15 protein-coding genes are annotated in these 19,194 nt (G+C 31.6%); 3 read left to right on the top strand and 12 right to left on the bottom strand.

Annotated features, from left to right (window positions below; genetic code table 11):
• Positions 1–135: 135 nt before the first annotated feature.
• Positions 136–2,805 (bottom strand): sigma-54-dependent transcriptional regulator, encoded by a 2,670-nt coding sequence (locus C661_RS0105625; protein WP_017414335.1) that lies wholly within the window; start codon positions 2,803–2,805, stop codon positions 136–138.
• Positions 2,806–3,248: 443 nt separating this feature from the next.
• Here C661_RS0105625 and C661_RS22675 point away from each other — a divergent pair, with 443 nt between their 5' ends.
• The gene (locus C661_RS22675; RefSeq protein ID WP_017414336.1) at positions 3,249–3,572 is read left to right on the top strand and encodes a hypothetical protein; all 324 of its coding nucleotides are present in this window, start codon (positions 3,249–3,251) and stop codon (positions 3,570–3,572) included.
• A gap of 567 nt (positions 3,573–4,139) precedes the next feature.
• On the opposite strand, the gene C661_RS0105635 is transcribed toward C661_RS22675, so the two are convergent.
• Positions 4,140–5,156 carry an NAD-dependent epimerase/dehydratase family protein gene (locus C661_RS0105635; protein ID WP_017414337.1) on the bottom strand — a complete coding sequence of 339 codons (1,017 nt, stop codon included), beginning with the start codon at positions 5,154–5,156 and terminating at the stop codon, positions 4,140–4,142.
• A gap of 152 nt (positions 5,157–5,308) precedes the next feature.
• Complete coding sequence (locus tag C661_RS0105640) at positions 5,309–6,250, bottom strand: helix-turn-helix transcriptional regulator (RefSeq protein ID WP_017414338.1); 942 nt, start codon at positions 6,248–6,250, stop codon at positions 5,309–5,311.
• A 91-nt stretch (positions 6,251–6,341) separates the two neighbouring features.
• Here C661_RS0105640 and C661_RS0105645 point away from each other — a divergent pair, with 91 nt between their 5' ends.
• On the top strand, positions 6,342–8,618 hold the full coding sequence (locus C661_RS0105645) for an ATP-binding cassette domain-containing protein (RefSeq protein ID WP_017414339.1): 2,277 nt from the start codon (positions 6,342–6,344) through the stop codon (positions 8,616–8,618).
• Between the two features lie 171 nt (positions 8,619–8,789).
• Here C661_RS0105645 and C661_RS0105650 read toward each other — a convergent pair whose 3' ends face one another.
• The 5 genes from C661_RS0105650 to C661_RS0105670 all read right to left on the bottom strand — a co-directional run bounded on the left by C661_RS0105650 (position 8,790) and on the right by C661_RS0105670 (position 13,392).
• Positions 8,790–8,978, bottom strand: coding sequence for a hypothetical protein (locus C661_RS0105650; RefSeq protein WP_017414340.1), 189 nt, complete (start codon positions 8,976–8,978; stop codon positions 8,790–8,792).
• Between the two features lie 4 nt (positions 8,979–8,982).
• On the bottom strand, positions 8,983–9,795 hold the full coding sequence (locus C661_RS0105655; RefSeq protein WP_017414341.1) for an alpha/beta fold hydrolase: 813 nt from the start codon (positions 9,793–9,795) through the stop codon (positions 8,983–8,985).
• A 76-nt stretch (positions 9,796–9,871) separates the two neighbouring features.
• Complete coding sequence (locus C661_RS0105660) at positions 9,872–11,524, bottom strand: hypothetical protein (RefSeq protein WP_017414342.1); 1,653 nt, start codon at positions 11,522–11,524, stop codon at positions 9,872–9,874.
• A 4-nt stretch (positions 11,525–11,528) separates the two neighbouring features.
• Entirely contained in the window at positions 11,529–12,311 is a 783-nt protein-coding gene (locus C661_RS0105665; protein WP_017414343.1) for an ABC transporter ATP-binding protein, read from the bottom strand.
• Positions 12,312–12,519: 208 nt separating this feature from the next.
• Positions 12,520–13,392 (bottom strand): LysR family transcriptional regulator, encoded by an 873-nt coding sequence (locus C661_RS0105670; RefSeq protein WP_017414344.1) that lies wholly within the window; start codon positions 13,390–13,392, stop codon positions 12,520–12,522.
• Positions 13,393–13,584: 192 nt separating this feature from the next.
• On the opposite strand from C661_RS0105670, the gene C661_RS0105675 reads away from it, so the two are divergent.
• Positions 13,585–14,916, top strand: coding sequence for an MATE family efflux transporter (locus C661_RS0105675; RefSeq protein WP_017414345.1), 1,332 nt, complete (start codon positions 13,585–13,587; stop codon positions 14,914–14,916).
• A gap of 203 nt (positions 14,917–15,119) precedes the next feature.
• Here the strand turns inward: C661_RS0105675 and C661_RS0105680 are convergent, their stop codons facing one another.
• The 4 genes from C661_RS0105680 to C661_RS0105695 all read right to left on the bottom strand — a co-directional run bounded on the left by C661_RS0105680 (position 15,120) and on the right by C661_RS0105695 (position 19,077).
• Positions 15,120–15,365: a hypothetical protein gene (locus C661_RS0105680; protein ID WP_017414346.1), complete on the bottom strand. Its 246-nt coding sequence runs from the start codon at positions 15,363–15,365 to the stop codon at positions 15,120–15,122.
• 505 nt (positions 15,366–15,870) lie between these two features.
• On the bottom strand, positions 15,871–16,104 hold the full coding sequence (locus C661_RS0105685; protein ID WP_017414347.1) for a hypothetical protein: 234 nt from the start codon (positions 16,102–16,104) through the stop codon (positions 15,871–15,873).
• Positions 16,105–16,390: 286 nt separating this feature from the next.
• A complete protein-coding gene (locus tag C661_RS0105690; protein ID WP_017414348.1) occupies positions 16,391–17,710 on the bottom strand; it encodes a hemolysin family protein in 1,320 nt (439 codons plus the stop codon).
• 347 nt (positions 17,711–18,057) lie between these two features.
• A complete protein-coding gene (locus C661_RS0105695) occupies positions 18,058–19,077 on the bottom strand; it encodes an FUSC family protein (RefSeq protein ID WP_017414349.1) in 1,020 nt (339 codons plus the stop codon).
• Between the last annotated feature and the right edge of the window lie 117 nt (positions 19,078–19,194).

The following is a 19,194-nucleotide window of genomic DNA, read 5'->3' on the forward strand; positions in this document are numbered from 1 at the left end:
CTTCCCATCTAAATTATATCTTCTAAGAAGCAATTCTCCTATAAACACCAAAAGCCATGGACTTCTTCACATTCGTTCATACCTTACTTCTCCCTAATATTTTGTTATAAATAAATATATTATTAAAATCCTATGCTAATTCCCCATTTTAAAGTAGCTCATTATATAACAAATTTCATCTGATAGGATATATACATCATATTTTTTGTTTAATTCATTGCAGCCCTTCTTTACAGCTCTATAAAGTTCAGGGTTAGCTCTTATATATTCCTCACTTCCTTGAAATTCTATTATAGAATCACCAGCTTTAAGCCTTTCAATCATGCAACCTATATGAAGGGTTGTTCCTATTAAAACTTCCCTATCCATCTTTATATTTAGTTCATCTTCAATTTCAGTTATAAATCGCTTAATATCTTTAAAAACTTCAGCTCCATCTATAGCTTTAAGTTGATTTTTTAAGGTATCTCCCATTTTCATATAAGTAGCTTCTACATCTATAAGCTGTTGAATTTCTTCTATAGCTGCCCCACTTATAATTTCATGAAGTCCAAAATGTTTTATTTGCTTATTTATGTCGAAGGAGCTAACTATACAAAGGATATTTTTTTCCCGGGAAATAGCCTTAATCCTTGAATTAATACTATCCTTTGATACTAAATTGAAAGGAATTATTTCAAGTAGATTGCTGTCATATCTAAGATTTTTCTCTAATAGTTCTTTGATAGTTCTTGCACTACCTTCTCCTGTGGTACAAATAGTTATAATCGCCATTTTTTCTTTAAAGGAGGTTAACTCTTCACTGCTTGAATTATGCTGTTCTATTAAAGTATTTACATTTAAAGTTTCCTTATAAATCTGTTCTAAGGAAGAACCTAACATAGCTTTTCTTGCTGACTCTAAAACATGAAGGGTGCTAACCAATGGAATGGTTTTTGTCCTTATTCCAAAGTCTTTTTCTAGTTCCTCCCCAAAGGTTGTTAAAGACCCCATGTCCACTAAAATCATCATATCCGAAACTATATTATTTTCTCTTATCACAACCTTTAACCTCTGAAGTACTTGCTGTGGTTTCTCTTCAAGAGGAGCGTTTATGCCAATGACATGATTTATTCCTAGAAGCTTATTTGCCACCTCTGCCATAGAAGTTGCAGTATTATTACCATGAGCAATGACAACTACTTTTACTTCTTCCTCATACTTTGCGCTCTCTTTTTCATCATACACTAAAAACAGTGCAAGAAATCCTGCTTCATCAATAGGCATGGTGATATCAAGAGTTCTTTCTATTATGTTTAAGCATTCTAGTGCCACTGAAAACTCTTCACTATGGTCTGTTCTTATTCTGTTTAGTTGAGGATTTATTATTTTTTTACTTCTTTTAACCCTTTCAATTGCATTGGCTAAATGAGCTGCTAATCCAAAATAAACCTTTTGACTTAATACCCTTTTAAGTCTTTCCTCACTAAAAGTCATTATATGCTTTATAACACTAATGATTTCCGTTGAAATTATACTTTCTAGGCTAGAAATATCTGTTCTTTTGCTTACGTTATAAATATACTTTGCAAAATAATCCTCTATGTCCCTACCTATTTCCCTTTCAAAGTCATTTTCCCTTATCCCCTTTGCCTTAAGTTCATGAACTCTCATAGCAATCATGTCATATATGGTGTCTTCACTGTTATCCTCTTGGAAAAGAATTCCTTCATTATTTTTATTGAAAATACAGTACCTTTTATTAAAACCTATGAGCTTGTTCCATATTTGTCTATGCTCAGTTTCTTTATATAGTCCTTCTCTAATATAAATTGGAAGCTCTGAGCTGTTTACTTTTATTTCACCCTTTTTCCCAGCGGCAAAATCTGCATAAGCTTTAGCGCAAGATAGCTGGATATCTGTTTTAAGTTGTCCAATATTATTTGTGCAATTATAGCTTAAAAAGGCTCTCATTGAGTTAACAGATACCTTTATTTCTCTCTCTAATCTAGTGGATTCCTCCTTAAAGAAACCACTAATAAGGCTAAACCTCTCCTCCACACTTCTTTCCCCTAAGGCTGGTATTTTAATCACCATGGGAATTCTTCTGGTAAAGGTCCTTAAAAGAGCTGACTCAGGATTTTCTGTTGTTGCACATATAATGAGCACCGTTGCTCTTCTCTCCTGCTCCGTTTCCCCAAGCCTTCTGTAGATCCCCTTATCCATAAAAGTGAAAAATATCTCCTGTCCCTCTGGTGGAAGTCTATGAACCTCATCAAGAAAAAGCACTCCCCCGTTAGCCTTATCAATAAGCCCTTGCTTGTCTGAATCTGCTCCTGTATAAGCACCTTTCTTAGTTCCAAAAAGCTGACTAATTAAAAGCTGAGGGTTATTAGCATAATCTGCACAGTTAAATGTTACAAAGGGAGCATTACTTTGAAGCTTCTTTGTCTCTAAGGCATATCTATGTATAAGAGATGCAAACATGGACTTTCCAACTCCAGTGTCTCCAAGAATTAAAATATTCATGCCCTTTGGAGGATAAAGTACTGCTGCCTTAGCCTGTTCTACTGCTGTAAAAAGACTTTCATTTAGCTTTGAAAACTTATCTATAGTAAAAGCAAACCGCTCAACTGCTTGCTCTTTTGAAACACTAAATACTACAGGTCTTCCACCACTTTTAGAAACCCTGCTTTCTTCACATAATTTATTTAAATCACTACTTACATTAGCTCTACTTAAATCTAGAGCCTCTGCAATCTCTATGGCAGTTGCCCCTTTTTCATATTCCTTAAGCTTTTCATAGATAGCATCAATTCTCTTCAAGTTAACACCCCACACTTAGCTGATTATAACCATATCCGCAATTTACTTTTCTTATTAGAATTTGTAAGCTAAAAAATTTCTTTATATTTATAATTCTAATAAACCTATAGCCAAATGTCTAAGATATTTTACTGATTCTTTGAAATTTTTCAACAATTACTTTTGATTGTAACCATGAAATTAGATAAAGACTCTAAAATCCATACTATGAAACTAATGAAATTTTAAGTACAAGGAAAACTCCTTGAGGATTGAATAATAGATCATTAAGATTAAAAGGCGATTAACTATATATAAATAATTAGATTGAAAACAATGCAACTTTCCTACGTATTAAAAGGGGTTGTAATATATAACTTTGTGTTGATATGAACTTGTGATATAATTTAATTGGTATTTCAACTGAACAAGCCTGAATATTAATTATTATCGAGGTGATTTTTTTGGAATGTATTGAAATTAGTCAGGAGAAAAAAGAAAAGTATCTTGAAATGGTGAAAGAATGTAGAGAAATGATAAATACAGAAAAGTATAGACATTGTACATGCCCTAAGACAAAGTGTGAATGGCATGGAAAATGTTTTGAATGTGTTCTTTTGCATAGAGTAAATCAGGACCATATTCCGTGTTGTTTACAGCCAATGCTACGTAATAAAATCAAAGAACTTGCAAAAGTAGCTGAAATGATTACCGAGCCTAAACCCCTAACACCTGGAGAGTATTGGGATTATGTAAATGAAGTATGTCCTAATGAAAATGACAAATAAAGAAAAATAATATATAATTTGATATTAATTTATTCATAACTTTTTATCACCAAAATATAAAATTAAATAAACTTTCGAACACTAAAGATAAACTAGCTACTTAGTATATCTTTGGATATGACATGTTGCTTAAATTAAGAGGAACATAAATATTTCATATGTTGATGATGTGTAACTTTTATGGAAAAACCACTTCTTGAAAGAAATAATTAATATACGTTAAAGTGATGTGTCTATATGGTTTAGGAATATAGAAATAACTAATATTAATAAAGAGAAATAATTATAAAAAATATGAAACTAACTATTTAATATAAGGTAGGATATGATGATAAACCGTTCAAGAAAAAACTTGGTATATCAGACGAAAGATTTGAGGAATTTTCAAAAGCTTTATTGAATATTTAAGTAAACTAAATTACAGTAGTCTTACTTAGTAAAGAAACTATAAAATCAAATAATTTACAAAACACCGCATTATTCAGATGAATTTTACGGTGTTTTTTCTCAATTCCAAAATTGAGTTTGTCTTTTTTATAATTAAAGATAAAGGCTATTCTTATACTCTTATCTAGAGTGCCAAAGCTTCAGTAATTCTTTCTCTTTATCACTAGTTATTCCAGCCTTAAAACTATATCCTTTAGGTCTAGATTTGGCCCAATTTAAAGTATCTAATATTGTTTCTTCTAAAGGTTTAAATCTAAGGCCTTTCTTCAAAGCTTTAGTAATATCAGCACCTAAAAAGCCTGGAATTTTTAACTTATCTGGAATCCATAATGGCATTTCACTCCAATATTGTACCTCATTATCAAAGAGGAAGTTCTCCTGTGCCCAAGTCAAGGTTGCATTACTTTTACTAACTTCCTTACACTTTTCTAATAATTCTTCCATGGTAAGTTCATAATCTGGTCCTGTGGCATTGTACTCTCCAACTATGGCTTCTTCGCTGGCTTTAACAATCCATCGTGCCAAATCTTCAACATTAATGAATTGAATTAAAGCATCCTTCCTTCCTGGACAAAATACTTCTTCCCCCTTTGAAATCCTATCTATCCAGTAGGTAAATCTATCAGTTGGGTCAAACTGTCCTACTATAAGTCCTGGTCTAACATTTAACACCTGTCCAGGCATTGCCTTCTTTGCAGCTTCTTCACATAAATGTTTTAAAGCTCCGTAATACTTCATTATAGATTCTCCACTCTCATCTAACCTTACTTCCTCTAGCTCTTCCTTTGTCATAGTCTCAATTTTGCTATCTTCATTAATGTTGCGTTTTTCTAAGTCTGAATATACCGATATACTAGAAACAAAGGTATAATGCGTACAGGAGTCTGCTAAAATTCTTGCAGATTTTTCTACTTCCCAAGGCACATATCCACTGGTATCAATGACTCTATCCCACACTCGTCCCTTTAGTGTATCTAAGTTATTTGCCCTATCCCCTATTAAATGTTCCACTTTAGTATTAATATCTATTTTTTCTCTTCCTCTTGTAAAAATAGTTACCTGGTGTCCCTGATCTAAAGCTTTATTAACTATATGTCTTCCTAGAAACTTTGTTCCTCCAAGTATCAAATATTTCATAATATCCACCCCCAAATTTAGTAACCCTACTTTTAAAAATATTTCTATTAATCTACAATTACCATATTCATCCAATCAAACAAAACTAAATAAACCCAAAATATCTTTAGTAATATTATAGCATAAGGTTACATTTGGTAAAATTAAGAAATCTATTCCCCATAGTTATCTATTATTTTCCGTGCTTCTTTGCATAGAAACTCTATCATTTCCTCTGGTTCAATTACTTTAACCTGATTACCTAGTTGCATGAAAAACCTCCCTGTATATTCTAAGTCACTATAGTCTATTATTTCATCAATATAGCCACCTTCTCCCTCAGCATTCATTACAATACTATCTCCCAGATAGGGATTGTTTCTGCATTCCCTTACGCCTAGATTCGTTAAGGTGACATATAGCCTTATGGGCTTAATGATTTTATAGGAATCTATGCATTCCTTTAAGGAAATATCTAAGTCTTTATGCTGGGTATTGGTATCTTCTAAGTCTAAGATTCTATCTACTCTAAAATGCCTCATATCCTCACAGGTAAAATCATAGGCTGGCACATACCAAAAGCCGTGATTGCTGTATATGCCAATAGGAACTATTTTATAATTTTTGTTTCTGTTTTTTGAAGCATATTTTATATTTATAATCTGTTTTTCTAGAGAGTACTTTAGTAATTCCTTTATATAAGGAGCTTCAATCTCTCTTTTATCATTCCAAAACATTAAGGAGGACTCCATTTTATCCACAATACTTTGAAGATCCTCTGGAAGTTTTGAGTATAGTTTTCGTGATACTGAATTTATATCAATTTCAAAGGGAATGGTTTTATAATGCTTAAGAGATTGAAAAGCAAAAAATATGGCAAGAGCTTCATCTTCGTTAAAATTAATTGGAGGAAGCATTCGCGTTGATAGCACTCTATATCCCCCATCTTTTCCTTGCTCTGTATATAAATACACTCCCATATCGGAGAGTTCCGTTAGATATCTATGGGCAGTTCTTACTGAAATATTAAATTCTTCAGCCACTTCATTGGCAGTAAATCGCTTCTTTGTGTTTACATATTGCAATAATTCAAATAACTTTTGTGCCTTACTCATTATTAATTTTCAACCTTTCTTACTTAATCTTGTCAAGTTCTGTCATGTATCCATGATATTCTATATCTACTACTTTATCAAGGAGGAAATCATGGATAAAAACAATATTATTATTTCTGGTGCACGGGAAAAAAACTTAAAAAGCATAGATGTTACAATACCTAAAAATCAAATTACCACTGTGGTAGGTGTGTCTGGGTCTGGAAAGTCCGCCTTAGTCTTTGATACAGTTGCAGCAGAATCTCAAAGACAATTAAATGAAACTTACTCAAGTTTTATAAGAAATAGATTGCCTCATTATGGTAAGCCAGAGGTGGATTCTATTAATAATCTCTCCGTATCTATTGTTATTAATCAGAAAAGACTTGGGGACAATGCTCGCTCTACTGTTGGAACTGTCACTGATATTTATAGTCTGCTAAGGCTATTGTTTTCAAGAATTGGCACTCCCTTTGTGGGATATTCTTATATTTTTTCCTTTAATAATCCTCAAGGAATGTGCGAAGAATGTGAGGGTCTTGGCATCGCACAAAGTTTTAGGATAGATCAGCTACTAGATATGAATAAGTCCTTAAATGAAGGTGCAATTTTATTCCCTACTTTTTACCCTGGAGGCTTTCGTTGGAAACGTTATGTTCATACTGGATTATTTGATAATGATAAAAAGCTTAAGGATTATAGTGAGGAGGAGCTAGATACTTTGCTTTATAAATCTGGCTTCAAGCCCCAAAACCCAACAAAGGATTGGCCTCCTACTTCCTTTTATGAAGGTGTAATTCCACGTATTAAAAAAGCATTTCTATCTAAAAGTTGTAGAGATGCAAAGCTATATAAAAATCATATAGCAAGAGTTGTCTATGAGGATCTATGCCCTGCCTGCTCTGGAAGTCGCCTAAACTCTAAGGTATTAAGCTGCAAAATAAATGAAAAAAACATTGCAGATTTTGTAAATATGACCATCTCTGATTTAATAAACTTCTTGAAAGAAATTAAGGTACCCAGTGTAAGTACAGTTACAGAGTCACTACTTCAGCAACTGAGTTATGCAAAAGAAGTGGGCCTTGGATATCTGTCCTTAAGTCGTGGAACTTCTACCTTATCTGGTGGTGAGTCCCAACGTATAAAAATGATAAGTCAGCTTGGCAGTAGCTTAAATGGTTTAATTTATATTTTTGATGAACCAAGCATTGGCCTCCATCCTCATGATATTCTTAGAATTAATAGCCTATTAAAAAGGTTAAAGGAAAAAGGCAATACTATTTTAATTGTGGAACATGACCCAGATATTATTAAAATCTCTGATTACCTCCTTGAAATGGGGCCTGGTTCTGGGATTCTAGGTGGAGAAATTATGTTTCAGGGAAGTCTAAGTGAGCTTTATCATAGCTCTACTTTGACGGCTAAATACCTAAATAGTTCTCATGAAATAAAAAAAATAATTAGTGAACCTAAGGGTTGGTTAGAAATAAAAAATGGCTCCTTGCATAACCTTCATAATGTTCAGGTGAAAATTCCAAAAGGAGTAATGACTGTGGTAACAGGAGTAGCCGGTTCTGGGAAAAGTACACTGTTTAATAAACTTCTTCCTGTGTATTACCCACAGTGTATTTCAATTAATCAAAAGCCCATTACCACTAACAAGCGTTCTAATATAGCCACCTTTTCAGGTGTTTTAGATCATATTAGAGATTTATTAGGGGATGAAAATCAGGTTGATGCTTCCCTATTTAGCTTTAATTCAAAAGGTGCTTGCCCAAATTGTAAGGGTTTAGGAACTGTAGAACTTGATTTAGCCTTTATGGATGCTGTGACAGAGGTTTGCGAAGTTTGTAATGGGAAAGGCTTTACGAAAACTGCATTGCAATACTTATATAGTGGGAAAAATATCAGTGATATTTTAAATTTAAGTGTAGTTGAAGCCATAGAGTTATTTACGAATCAATCTTTTGTTAGTGAGCTAAATATGCTACAAGACGTGGGCCTTGGATATTTAAAGTTAGGGCAACCACTAACCACTTTATCAGGGGGAGAGCTCCAAAGGCTAAAACTTGCCCTTGAATTACAGGAGAAAAATCAAATTTATATACTAGATGAGCCAACCACTGGATTGCACCCTTCTGATATTGAAAAGCTATTACTAATATTTGAAAAGCTATTAAGTAATGGCAGCACCTTAATTGTTATTGAACATAATTTAGAAATCATGTGTCATGGAGATTGGATAATTGATATGGGACCAGAGGCAGGAGAACTTGGTGGAAACATAATATTCTCTGGAAAACCAGAAGATATATTGGGTTGCACAGACTCAATTACAGGGAGCTATATAAAAAATTATATTCATAGCAATAATTATTACCTAGAATAAGTGCCTTCCCTGGTTAGAAATTAATAGTAGTGAACTAGTTAAGGGATATGTGAAAACCAAGTATATTAAACTTCATTTTCACATATCCCTCTTTTAAAGTCTCTATTTTAAATCTTATTGAGTTTTTCAGGCTTAATACAAAAATCTACACTCCAAAGATAGCTATAAAAACTACGGGTTGAAACAAGCATATAGGCATATGAATTTTGCAGAAGAAATCTCTTGATATAAGGTTACAGTTTTCTTAAAATCACAAGGTTCTTGCCCTCCGTCTGATCTAGATAATTTAAAAATATTCAATAGCATAAAGCCTGCTAAGAAAAGAATTACCATGTTTAAACCATTTGAAATTTCACTCATAAGATTATTCCTCAATAAATTTTACTAGCTCTTCATTAAATTTATCCTTCTGATCATAAAACACTCCATGACCACTATAATTGAAAGGTAATAGTTTTGAATTTTTAATGATCTTGTTCTGTATTTCACCTAGTTCAAAAGGAACAACCTTATCATGGATTCCATGAATAATTAAAGTTGGAACATTTACTGCCTCTAAATCACAAAACAGCACTTCATTTAACCAAGTATTGGCAATTGCTGCAGTTGACCATCCAGCTGCTTGTAAGCCTAACTGGAAAAACCAATCTGAGAAGGCTTCACTTATGAACTGGTAAAAGAATATATCTCCAAAACCCTTAAGCATTTTAGGTCGATCGGTATATGTTCCTTCAATTAACTGTACAACTATGTCCTTATCTAATCCGTAAGGAAAATTAGGACGCTTAATGAGACTAGGTGCAGCTGCAGAAACTAGAACAAGATTTGATATTCCATACCCTTTATGTCTCCCCATATATCTTGCGGCTATGGCCCCTCCAGTTGAATGTCCTACAAGTGTAATATCACATAATCCAAGTGTATTAATTACACTTCTAACATCATCTGCAAGGGTATTGTAATCATATCCTGTCCACGGTTTATCTGAACTTCCAAACCCTCTTGTATCTATTCCTATACATCTATAACCTTGCTTAGGGAGCTTGTCAAACTGATATTCAAACAATTTATGACTGCCAGGCCACCCATGTATAAAAAGAATTGTCTTTTTTCCTTCTGGATTCAAATCTTCCACATAAATTTTTACATTTTCAGGACACTTTACATAATAACCCATTATAACCCTCCAATAGTTATTAGCTATACCACTATACTATTCACTTTGCAAAAGAGTGTGTATGCTAAAACTAGTATCATAAAGCATTATTAAGTTTTTCTGGTTTAATATTAAAAGCTACACTCCAAAGTATCAGGTTTGCTATAATACCTATACCTAAAAGTATATAAAAACCATAAGATATTTTGTCTATGAAATAGTGCACTCCCCATAAGGCCCCTATGCCAAACATTAAGATAAAGGTTATACCAACATTAGAGTCCTTGGAAGCATCGAAGGGTTGTGAAAAAGGTAAGGCTTTTTCCATAGCCATAAAGCATATTAAAGTAAAAATCATCATGTTTAAAAATACCACCACTAAATCCCCTGTTATCCTCACTCCAAAGATACCTATAAAAACTACAGCTTGAAACAAGAATATAGGAAAAAATAACTTAGCTATAACTGCTTTTGTGGTGGCTCTAAACACAGGTTTATAATTACTTATTGGCATAGTCTTGTAAATCCAAGCCCCCTTATAGGTTCCTGAGCATTTAATCATCATCATCACAGAAGATAACATCATTCCAGTAAAGTATATGAAAAAGTAGGACTTCCCCTTAGAAATCTCAGCGAAGGAAGACATAGATAACCTTTGAAAGATAAATATAAAAGGAAAAATTATAGCAAAGCCTAAGGATGGATATACCTTAAGTTTAAATTCCCTTTCATTTTTCATCATATCTGAAGCAAACCTAAAAAATAATCTTTCCTCCTTACTTCTGCATAACACTGTTGAAAGTATCCCTCCTGGTTTTCTTTTAACTTTTTTCCTCTTCCCAGAGTTATTAGTCATCTTTTGGAGATTTTCTTCAAACATATCCATGGACTTAATATAAAACGCCATTGCCAAAATAGGAATCACAATAGCCATCACAGTAAGTATGATATAAACTACATTTACCTCTGATTTTTTCATCATCTCAAAGGGTGCCGAAAACCATACAGGAGGTAACAAATATTGCCACCATTTTGGTGTAAACTGAACATTCATTTCTACTACCTGGAATAGTCTTCCCACCAGTTGATAACCTATAGCAATTACTAAACTTAAGATAATTTGAAAATAGTTGATTACATCTTTTAGCTTTTCCCCATCAAAGAATCTTAAAATTAAAAGATATAAAAAGGAAGTTAGAACTATTATAAACATATCTAAAAATATAGTTGCTACAATAAACATTAGGGAAAATACTATGCCCTGTTTTGAAAAGCTAGCTATAAGCCCTGGTAAAATTAAGGCTGTAGTTATATAAAACATATATAAAGATACGTGTATCGTCTTTGCAAAGTTCAAAGTCCTTGAATCTACAGGCTTTGTACCTATTATATTTTTATCCTTCACATCTAAAAGCACCGATGAAAAATCTGAAATTAAAGAGGACATGATAAAAAACATAACCACTGAAAATACGATACTCATCTGAAATAAATAACTGCTTTCCATGAGAATAAAAGGAATTAATATAATTCCCATTAAAACATATACCCATAGGGATTTTAAAAATCTATTGCTGTTTTCTTTTTCATTTTTCTTATTATCATTAGCAGAAAAAACTGTAGGTACTCTTCTTCCATCCATTAAGAGTTTAATTTGAAGTATTTTTCTCATTACTTCATAATCGACTCCCAGTTTTCGGAACAAAAACTTGAACTTATCTAAAAACTTTAAAAACTTAAAATCCTTCATAAGTCTACACCTCTTCAACCACAGAGACAAACTCCTCTGCAATAGTTTCATACTGGTTAAATCCTGTAAGCTGGTTGAAAATTTGTTCTAGTGATCCCTCTTTATTATTTTCCTTAAGCTCCTTAAAGCTACCATCAGCAACAACTTCTCCATTATTTAAAAGAATTATTCTATTACTTATCTTCTCCACCACGTCCATGATGTGAGAAGAGTAAAAAATAGTCTTTCCTTGCTTTGAAAGATGGAAAAGGATTTCTTTAACTACCATTACACTATTAGCATCTAATCCACTAAGTGGTTCATCTAAAAATAATATATCAGGATTATGAAGAAGACTGGAAATAATTAAAACCTTCTGCTTCATGCCCTTAGAATAGGAGCTAATTCTTGAGTTGTAAGAGTCCTTTATTCCTAAAAGTTCCATAAGCTTTTCAGCTTTTTCATCTGCCTTTTCAAAGGTTAACCCATAGAGTTCACCTATAAAGGTGAGATACTCTCTTGCTGTTAGGTTATCATAAATGTCTGCAATTTCAGGTACATATCCAATTTTTCTTTTATATTCTAACTTATCTTTGGCTATATCCTGTCCTAGTATCTTAACTTCTCCCTGGTACCCGTGAACAATACCTAAAACTATTTTAATTGTGGTACTTTTACCTGCTCCATTAGGACCAATGTACCCAATAATTTCTCCCTTGTGTATTTCTAAATCTATACCCTTTAAAACCTTTTTTTCCCCATAACTCATGGATAGATTCTTAATTTCTACCGTCACATCATTCCCCATATAAATTCCCCCAATTGTTAAATTAATACTTATAATATACCATTTTCCATTTACTATATCAATTTTTAATCACCATTAAACAATGAACAATTTTGCAATTTGTTTAAAAGTGTAAATAGTTTTATATCATTAATTTCAACTTTTAAGGACCTAACAGGTGTTATTGCCAAATACCTCTATGCTAACCAAAACTTTAACAGTGTTTTTCCTAGGTTAATATATTGGTTTCCTTTAAAAAGTTCTTTGCAATTGTAGATAAATCTCCTCCCTCAAGGGTTATCACTGCATTTTGTGTGAATAGAGCTTGATTATCAATAATTTTATATTTTAGGTTGTTTGCCATCACAAGACCTTTAGAGGACATAGGAACAATTGCAATACCTAAACCTGCATTTGCCCATAGTAGAGAAGTTCTAGAATCATCATTAATGCACAGTATATCAGGATTTATTTCTTCCCTTTGAAAAGCTGTTAACACTACATCTTTAAATCTACGATAAATAATGAGAGGCTTTTTTTCTAACTCCCTTATTGAAATAGTATTTTGTAGACTATCTAAATCATAATCTGTATTATATGCAGCTATCATTGGTTCACTTTTCATGTAAATAGTGTTAAGCCCTGTGCTTTCAAATGGTGTTCTTACAATTCCAATTTCGATAACTCCTGCCTTTAAAAGATTAATTATTTCGGGGGTTATCCCTTCATAAATCTCATATTTGATTTTCTCATACTTTTTATGAAACCTTAAAAAATACTTTTCTAACATATCAGCCTCTATAGCTGATATAATACCAATCTTAAGGGTTCCCTTTATTCCAATTTTAGTATCTTCTAATTCCTTTTTTATTGAATTCTTCAATTCAATGATATTATTTGCTTTGTTAAAAAGAATTTCTCCCGCCTGAGTAAGTGTTATATTTCTTGCTCCCCTATTAAATAACTTTATTCCTACTTCTTCTTCAAGTCCCTTTAGGTGATTACTAAGTGCTGGCTGAGCTATATGTAACTTTTTTGCTGCTGCTGTAATGTTTCCTTCATTTACTAATGTTATAAAATATAAAAGTTGTTTTATTTCCATAAATTTTTCTCCCATATAAAAAAATATATATTTTCTATAATAAATCAATATTTTTATTATATGTAAATCCATGGTAAACTACAATAGGGCTATAGCTAAAGCATTCCATGGTGCTGCATTAGCATAATATTAATGCGATAAAATCACCATTAAGTGTTTTTTATGCCCTAATTTTTCTTTGGAGGGATATTTATGGTTACCGATATGACAAAGGGAAATCCTACAGAAATTATATTGAAGTTTGCATTTCCCTTTTTAGTTGGAAACTTATTTCAACAACTATATAACATTGTAGATTCCGTTGTAGTTGGAAAGTTCATAGGAAAGGATGCCTTAGCCGCAGTAGGCTCTTCTTTTATGCTCATGAACTTTTTTTCTTTTGTGATCATTGGATTATGTATGGGGGCTTCTACGGTTTACTCTCATTTTTTTGGAGAAAAGGACTATTCAAATCTTAGAAAGTCAATATTCATATCCTTTTTATCTATAGGACTTTTTACAATTATACTGTCTGTTTTAATAACATTAAATATAGAAAGTATGCTGCTACTTATAAAAACTCCAATTGCCATACTTAATGATTCAAAGAATTATTTGAGAATTATATTCGGAGGACTTATCTTTGTTTTTCTCTATAATGGCTCCTCAGCTTTACTTAGAGCCATAGGTGATTCAAAGACTCCATTATATTTTCTCATAATAGCTACTATTGTAAATATTATCTTAGATTTAGTCTTTGTAAATATTTTTCATTTAGGTATATCAGGAGTTGCTCTAGCTACAATAATTGCACAAGGCATTTCTTCAATACTATGCTTAATTTATGCCATTGTGAAAATACCTATTATTCGTATAACTCCTAAAGACTTAATTTTTGATAAGGCTATAGCTCTCATGATTGGTAAGTATAGCTTACTAACTTCTATACAACAATCTATAATGACCTTTGGAATGGTGTGTGTACAAGGAATTGTGAATACCTTTGGGGCTGATACTATTGCAGCCTTTACTATAGCTGGAAAAATAGATTCTATAGCATACCTACCCGTTCAGGACTTTGGAAATGCTTTTTCTACTTATATTGCTCAAAACAAAGGTGCCAAAAATATCTCTAGAATACATGAAGGCGTAAGATCTGCCGTTGGCTCAATTTTAATATTTTGTTTGATATTTTCTACTCTAATTCTTGTAAACTCAAAAAAACTAATGAAGATATTTGTAAATGCTAATGAAGTAAATGTAATAAACCTTGGTGTAGAATACTTATCTATAATTTCTGTATTTTATATACTTATTGGGTTTTTATTTATGTTCTATGGGTTTTTTAGAGGAATTGGAGCTTTAAATACCTCTGTAATTCTTACTATAATCTCTTTAGGAACCAGGGTAATTTTAGCCTATACTCTCTCAAGTATTCCACAGTTAGGTCAGCGTGGCATATGGTGGGCTGTACCTCTTGGTTGGTTCTTTGCTGATATAGTAGGTTTTATAATCTATAAAAGAAACAAACATGAACTCTTATAAACTAACATTTATCTAATTAGGTGAAAAGCCTTATAGCTATAAAACTAAATTCAAGACTTAACTTTACCTAGAACCTACCTTGTTGTTTTTAAAGCCTTTTCAAAATTGATAAATCAAATATTCACTGATGAAACTAAAAAAGGACTACTCCAAAATTAAAATTCTGGGTAGTCCTTATATGCAGTTAATTATTTATTTTTAATCTATTGTACTGTTCCACCAGCTTGTCTGATACTGTTTACTATACCAGCTAAATCAAGATTACCATTGCTACCAAGTAGTGGTATTCTTATTATTAAGCATATTCCACCAGGTGATGTTAATTCTATTAAATTTAATAAATTTATTGTAGTTCCAGCTGGAATATTTATTCTTAATATAGTCCCTGGTAATTGAGGACAGTTATTGTGTGAATAGTTGCTATTATTGTTTGTATAATCTTCAAACATTATAATCACCTCACATTTGCTCTGTACTATATACTATTCAAATAAGTGGACAAGGGTTACAAGTTAGTTATAGTATTTATCGCCAATATGTGAGGAAGAATTTTGATATTATTACTTAACCTCAATTTCTCTGGTAGTCACATTTAAGCCTTTATGAAATAGTTCTAAACCTCATTTTACCATTTTGTTTCATGTTATAGGATTCCATGATGGAATTTCAACTTATTCATATCCTGAGACCCTTAATGGAGCCAGGGTAGGACTAATGTATATGTTAAGTTTTAATTCCGGTTCCCAATATTTAAAGTAATTTAAAACTTCAAAGTAGAGCTATAAATAATAGATTTTAAAGTGTAAAACAGGGCATGAATAATTTTTATCCATACCCTGTTTGGTGAAATTATAATTGAATTAAGTTACAAATTAACTTATTCACAGACTTGCCTTGGTTTTCTTAAGGCTTTTGAACATAAGTAAAATAAGTTATCACCTAGGTAACCCATAACTATTGGTTTACAGCCTCAACTGTTACCCCTGCTTTTTTTAGGCTATCAACGATGCCCCCTAAGTTGATACTCCCTGCTAGTAGTGGAATTCTTACATTTAGGCATATTCCACTTGGAGATGTTAACTCTAATAAATTACCAACATTAATTGTAGCTCCTGCTGGAATATTAATTTCAATTACAGTTCCAGGTAATTTCGTGCAAGTTTGTTGTGGCATGTACTCTTCAAACATTAATATCACCTCATAAGTTACTCACACTATATACTATTAAACTCTTAATAAAAGGTTACAGTTTTCCTTAAGATTACAAGGTTCTTGCCTTCTCTGTGATTTAGATAATTTGTAAAATATTCAATACTTCAAAGAAAATTCACTATGTCATATTTACTTGAAATTTTCAATAAATTTTTTCCCTCAAATAAAGTCTGTTATAGCTTTAATTAATAAATAGTAAAAAATGCCCTACTTTTTCAGTAGAGCATTCTAACATCATTTTAATTTTATTAAAACCTAAGGATTAATTTTCTTTTTCAATATAAACCTTTATTTTTTCAATTCTTTTTTCTTTAATTTGTTCTATCTTAAATATTAAATTTTCATATTCAATATTTTTTTCTTCAGAACTTTCTGGGATACGTCCTATGAGTCCTATAATAAATCCCCCTATAGTATCGTAAATATGGCTTTCAATATCTAAATGAAAATACGCATTAAAATCATCTACTGAAAGCATCCCATCTAATATAAATGTATTATCGTCAATTTTCTTTATCTCTTGTTCATCTTCATCATATTCGTCCTCAATATTACCCATAACTTCTTCAATGAGGTCTTCAATAGATACTACTCCAGAAAAACCACCATATTCATCAATTAATATTGCCATATGATTCTTTGATGATTGCAACTTCTTGAATAACTCATCAATATTTTTAGTTTCAGGGACAAAATATGGTTCACGTAATATACTTCTAATATCAACATTTTCAAATCCATATTTCCTTGCTTCAACAAAGAAATCTTTCATATAAAGAATACCAATTATATTATCAGAATCACCTTTATATACGGGTACTCTTGAATATTTTTCCTCAATTAACTCATCTAAATAATCAGTTAAAGGTGTATCTATATTAATTAAGTATACTTCCGTTCTTGGTGTCATAACTTCATCTGCTAACTTATCATCAAACTCAAATATACTATTTATCATCTCTTTTTCAATTTCATTTATAACTCCATGTTCTTGTCCTACTTCTACCATTGATTTTATCTCTTCTTTTGATACCTTTTCATCTAACCCATCCATTTCAAGACCAAACAACCTAATCAAAATGCTGGTTGATGCTGAAAGTAATTTTACAAAAGGCACAGTGATTTTTGATACATATAATATAGGTTTTACAGAAAACATTGCAATAGCCTCAGATTTTTGTAATGCTACTCTTTTGGGGAATAATTCACCAAATACCAAGGTTATATAAGAAAGCACCATGGTTACTAATATTAAAGCAATTTGTCCACTATATGGAATATTAATACTATTTAAATATTGTGCTAAATCGTCTGATAGACCAGTAGCAGCAGCTGCACTGGAAAAGAATCCAGCAAGGGTTATTCCTACCTGAATAGTAGATAAGAATTTAGTTGGCTCTTCCAAAAGCTTTAATATAAGTATTGCTTTTTTATTTCCCTCTTCTGCAAGAATCTTCATCTTGTTTTTATTTAGGGATACTAATGCCATCTCTGCTGATGCAAAAAATGCATTAATCAATGTTAAAATGATTATTAAAATTATTTGCGAAGTTATATTCGCAGGTTCAGGTTCTGTTTCCATTAATATTCCTCCAAATTTAAAAACTTAATTGTTATTATATCACAAATAACACAATTAGATAAGAAATAGCTCTCAAACTTACATCTTAATGCATTTATTAGTAATTTAAAGCTAATATAAATCCTATTTAATCTGTACTTTAAATAGGAAATCCTAATAAAGAGATATCTTTAAAGCTTCTTTTATAGATATATTTATAACCATATATGAAGAAAAGTTCTTTCATTGAAATCTTTATAAAAAGATAAGAAGATATAGTGTTCATGTGGGTTTCAGAGGTTTCATGCAAAATCAGCCTACCATTTTCCACTGAAAACACCGTTATTCTGCACTAATCTTCATGGGGATTAAGGGAGAATTACATCAACTTGGTTAAAATCCTCTAGCTTTTTTGTAAGAAGCACCTTGTCTACTATTAAGGCCAAGATAACTCCTACAAAAACATATAATATTCTTTCAATAGCAGTTGTAAGCGTACCATTCATTAATGAAGTTGATGCTACTACGGACATTGTTATACATATAACTTTATCTCTATAATTAGTGGTATAGCCATCTAGATATCCTCCAACTAAAACCATTAAACCTCTTACAGTATTATTTTTAATAAACATAAATAATATTGATATAATTAGCACACCAGCTAATGTTCCTTGTAATCTCTGTTTTGATCTTATAATACAATTTTCAGAGTAAAGTTCTGTTAATGAAAATATTGTGTATACTATCCATCTTCCTTGGTGGATATTTAAAAGAGAAACTATAAATGCTGCTATTGCTGTTGTTAGTCCAACTCTAATGGCATAGGCAGCTCTTACAGTATGTATTTTATATGTCCTTCCAAATACCACTATATACCTATATATATTCTCATTATCCTCAACTTCAAGGATTTTACTTTCTTCAATCTTCACAGTGTTATTTTTTCTATAAATAATAAATTGAACAGCCATAATAAGAATTGCACCTATGCCTAAGCCCAATAATCTTTTACTAAAGTCCAACCCACTAACTGGATTGTAAAGCATGAACAAGTATTGTAGTGCAAAAGGTATTATCATAACTTTGTTCAAATTATAACTTAATAGATATCCTATTGCGGACAATGTAACAAAGTTTAACACTAATCCTAACCAAAGATTGTAATTTGCTATATGTGCAAATACTCCTAAAACTAAGTTTGCTAAAATTAGCCTCACCAAATTTTTAACTGGTTTGTCTGTTAAATCCTCTTGCATAAATACCAATGCAGATATCATTACAGTAATACCAACCTGGCTATTTCTAATACCGAATATGCTTTCAAAAATTTTCACAAATACTAAAACTGAAATAAATATAGCTGTCTTTGATGTAAATTTTTTCATCCTGAATTGCCACCTTTCCATAAACAACGAAAAATATTATCACAAAGATAATTTAATTACAAGTTTATTTTTAAGATGTGATTATAAGATTTAATTAATGATTAGGTATAATCCTTA

The organism is Clostridium tunisiense TJ (assembly GCF_000300195.1).
In the GTDB taxonomy this organism is placed as follows: Bacteria; Bacillota; Clostridia; order Clostridiales; family Clostridiaceae; genus Clostridium_J; species Clostridium_J tunisiense.

Coding starts and splice junctions, on each gene's coding strand:
- C661_RS0105670 (WP_017414344.1), bottom strand. CDS start 13,392: ATGGAAATAAAACAACTTTTATATTTTATAACATTAGTAAATGAAGGA.
- C661_RS0105635 (WP_017414337.1), bottom strand. CDS start 5,156: ATGAAATATTTGATACTTGGAGGAACAAAGTTTCTAGGAAGACATATA.
- C661_RS0105650 (WP_017414340.1), bottom strand. CDS start 8,978: ATGAGTGAAATTTCAAATGGTTTAAACATGGTAATTCTTTTCTTAGCA.
- C661_RS0105645 (WP_017414339.1), top strand. CDS start 6,342: ATGGATAAAAACAATATTATTATTTCTGGTGCACGGGAAAAAAACTTA.
- C661_RS0105665 (WP_017414343.1), bottom strand. CDS start 12,311: ATGGGGAATGATGTGACGGTAGAAATTAAGAATCTATCCATGAGTTAT.
- C661_RS0105695 (WP_017414349.1), bottom strand. CDS start 19,077: ATGAAAAAATTTACATCAAAGACAGCTATATTTATTTCAGTTTTAGTA.
- C661_RS0105680 (WP_017414346.1), bottom strand. CDS start 15,365: ATGTTTGAAGATTATACAAACAATAATAGCAACTATTCACACAATAAC.
- C661_RS0105675 (WP_017414345.1), top strand. CDS start 13,585: ATGGTTACCGATATGACAAAGGGAAATCCTACAGAAATTATATTGAAG.
- C661_RS0105640 (WP_017414338.1), bottom strand. CDS start 6,250: ATGAGTAAGGCACAAAAGTTATTTGAATTATTGCAATATGTAAACACA.
- C661_RS0105660 (WP_017414342.1), bottom strand. CDS start 11,524: ATGAAGGATTTTAAGTTTTTAAAGTTTTTAGATAAGTTCAAGTTTTTG.
- C661_RS0105690 (WP_017414348.1), bottom strand. CDS start 17,710: ATGGAAACAGAACCTGAACCTGCGAATATAACTTCGCAAATAATTTTA.
- C661_RS0105655 (WP_017414341.1), bottom strand. CDS start 9,795: ATGGGTTATTATGTAAAGTGTCCTGAAAATGTAAAAATTTATGTGGAA.
- C661_RS0105685 (WP_017414347.1), bottom strand. CDS start 16,104: ATGTTTGAAGAGTACATGCCACAACAAACTTGCACGAAATTACCTGGA.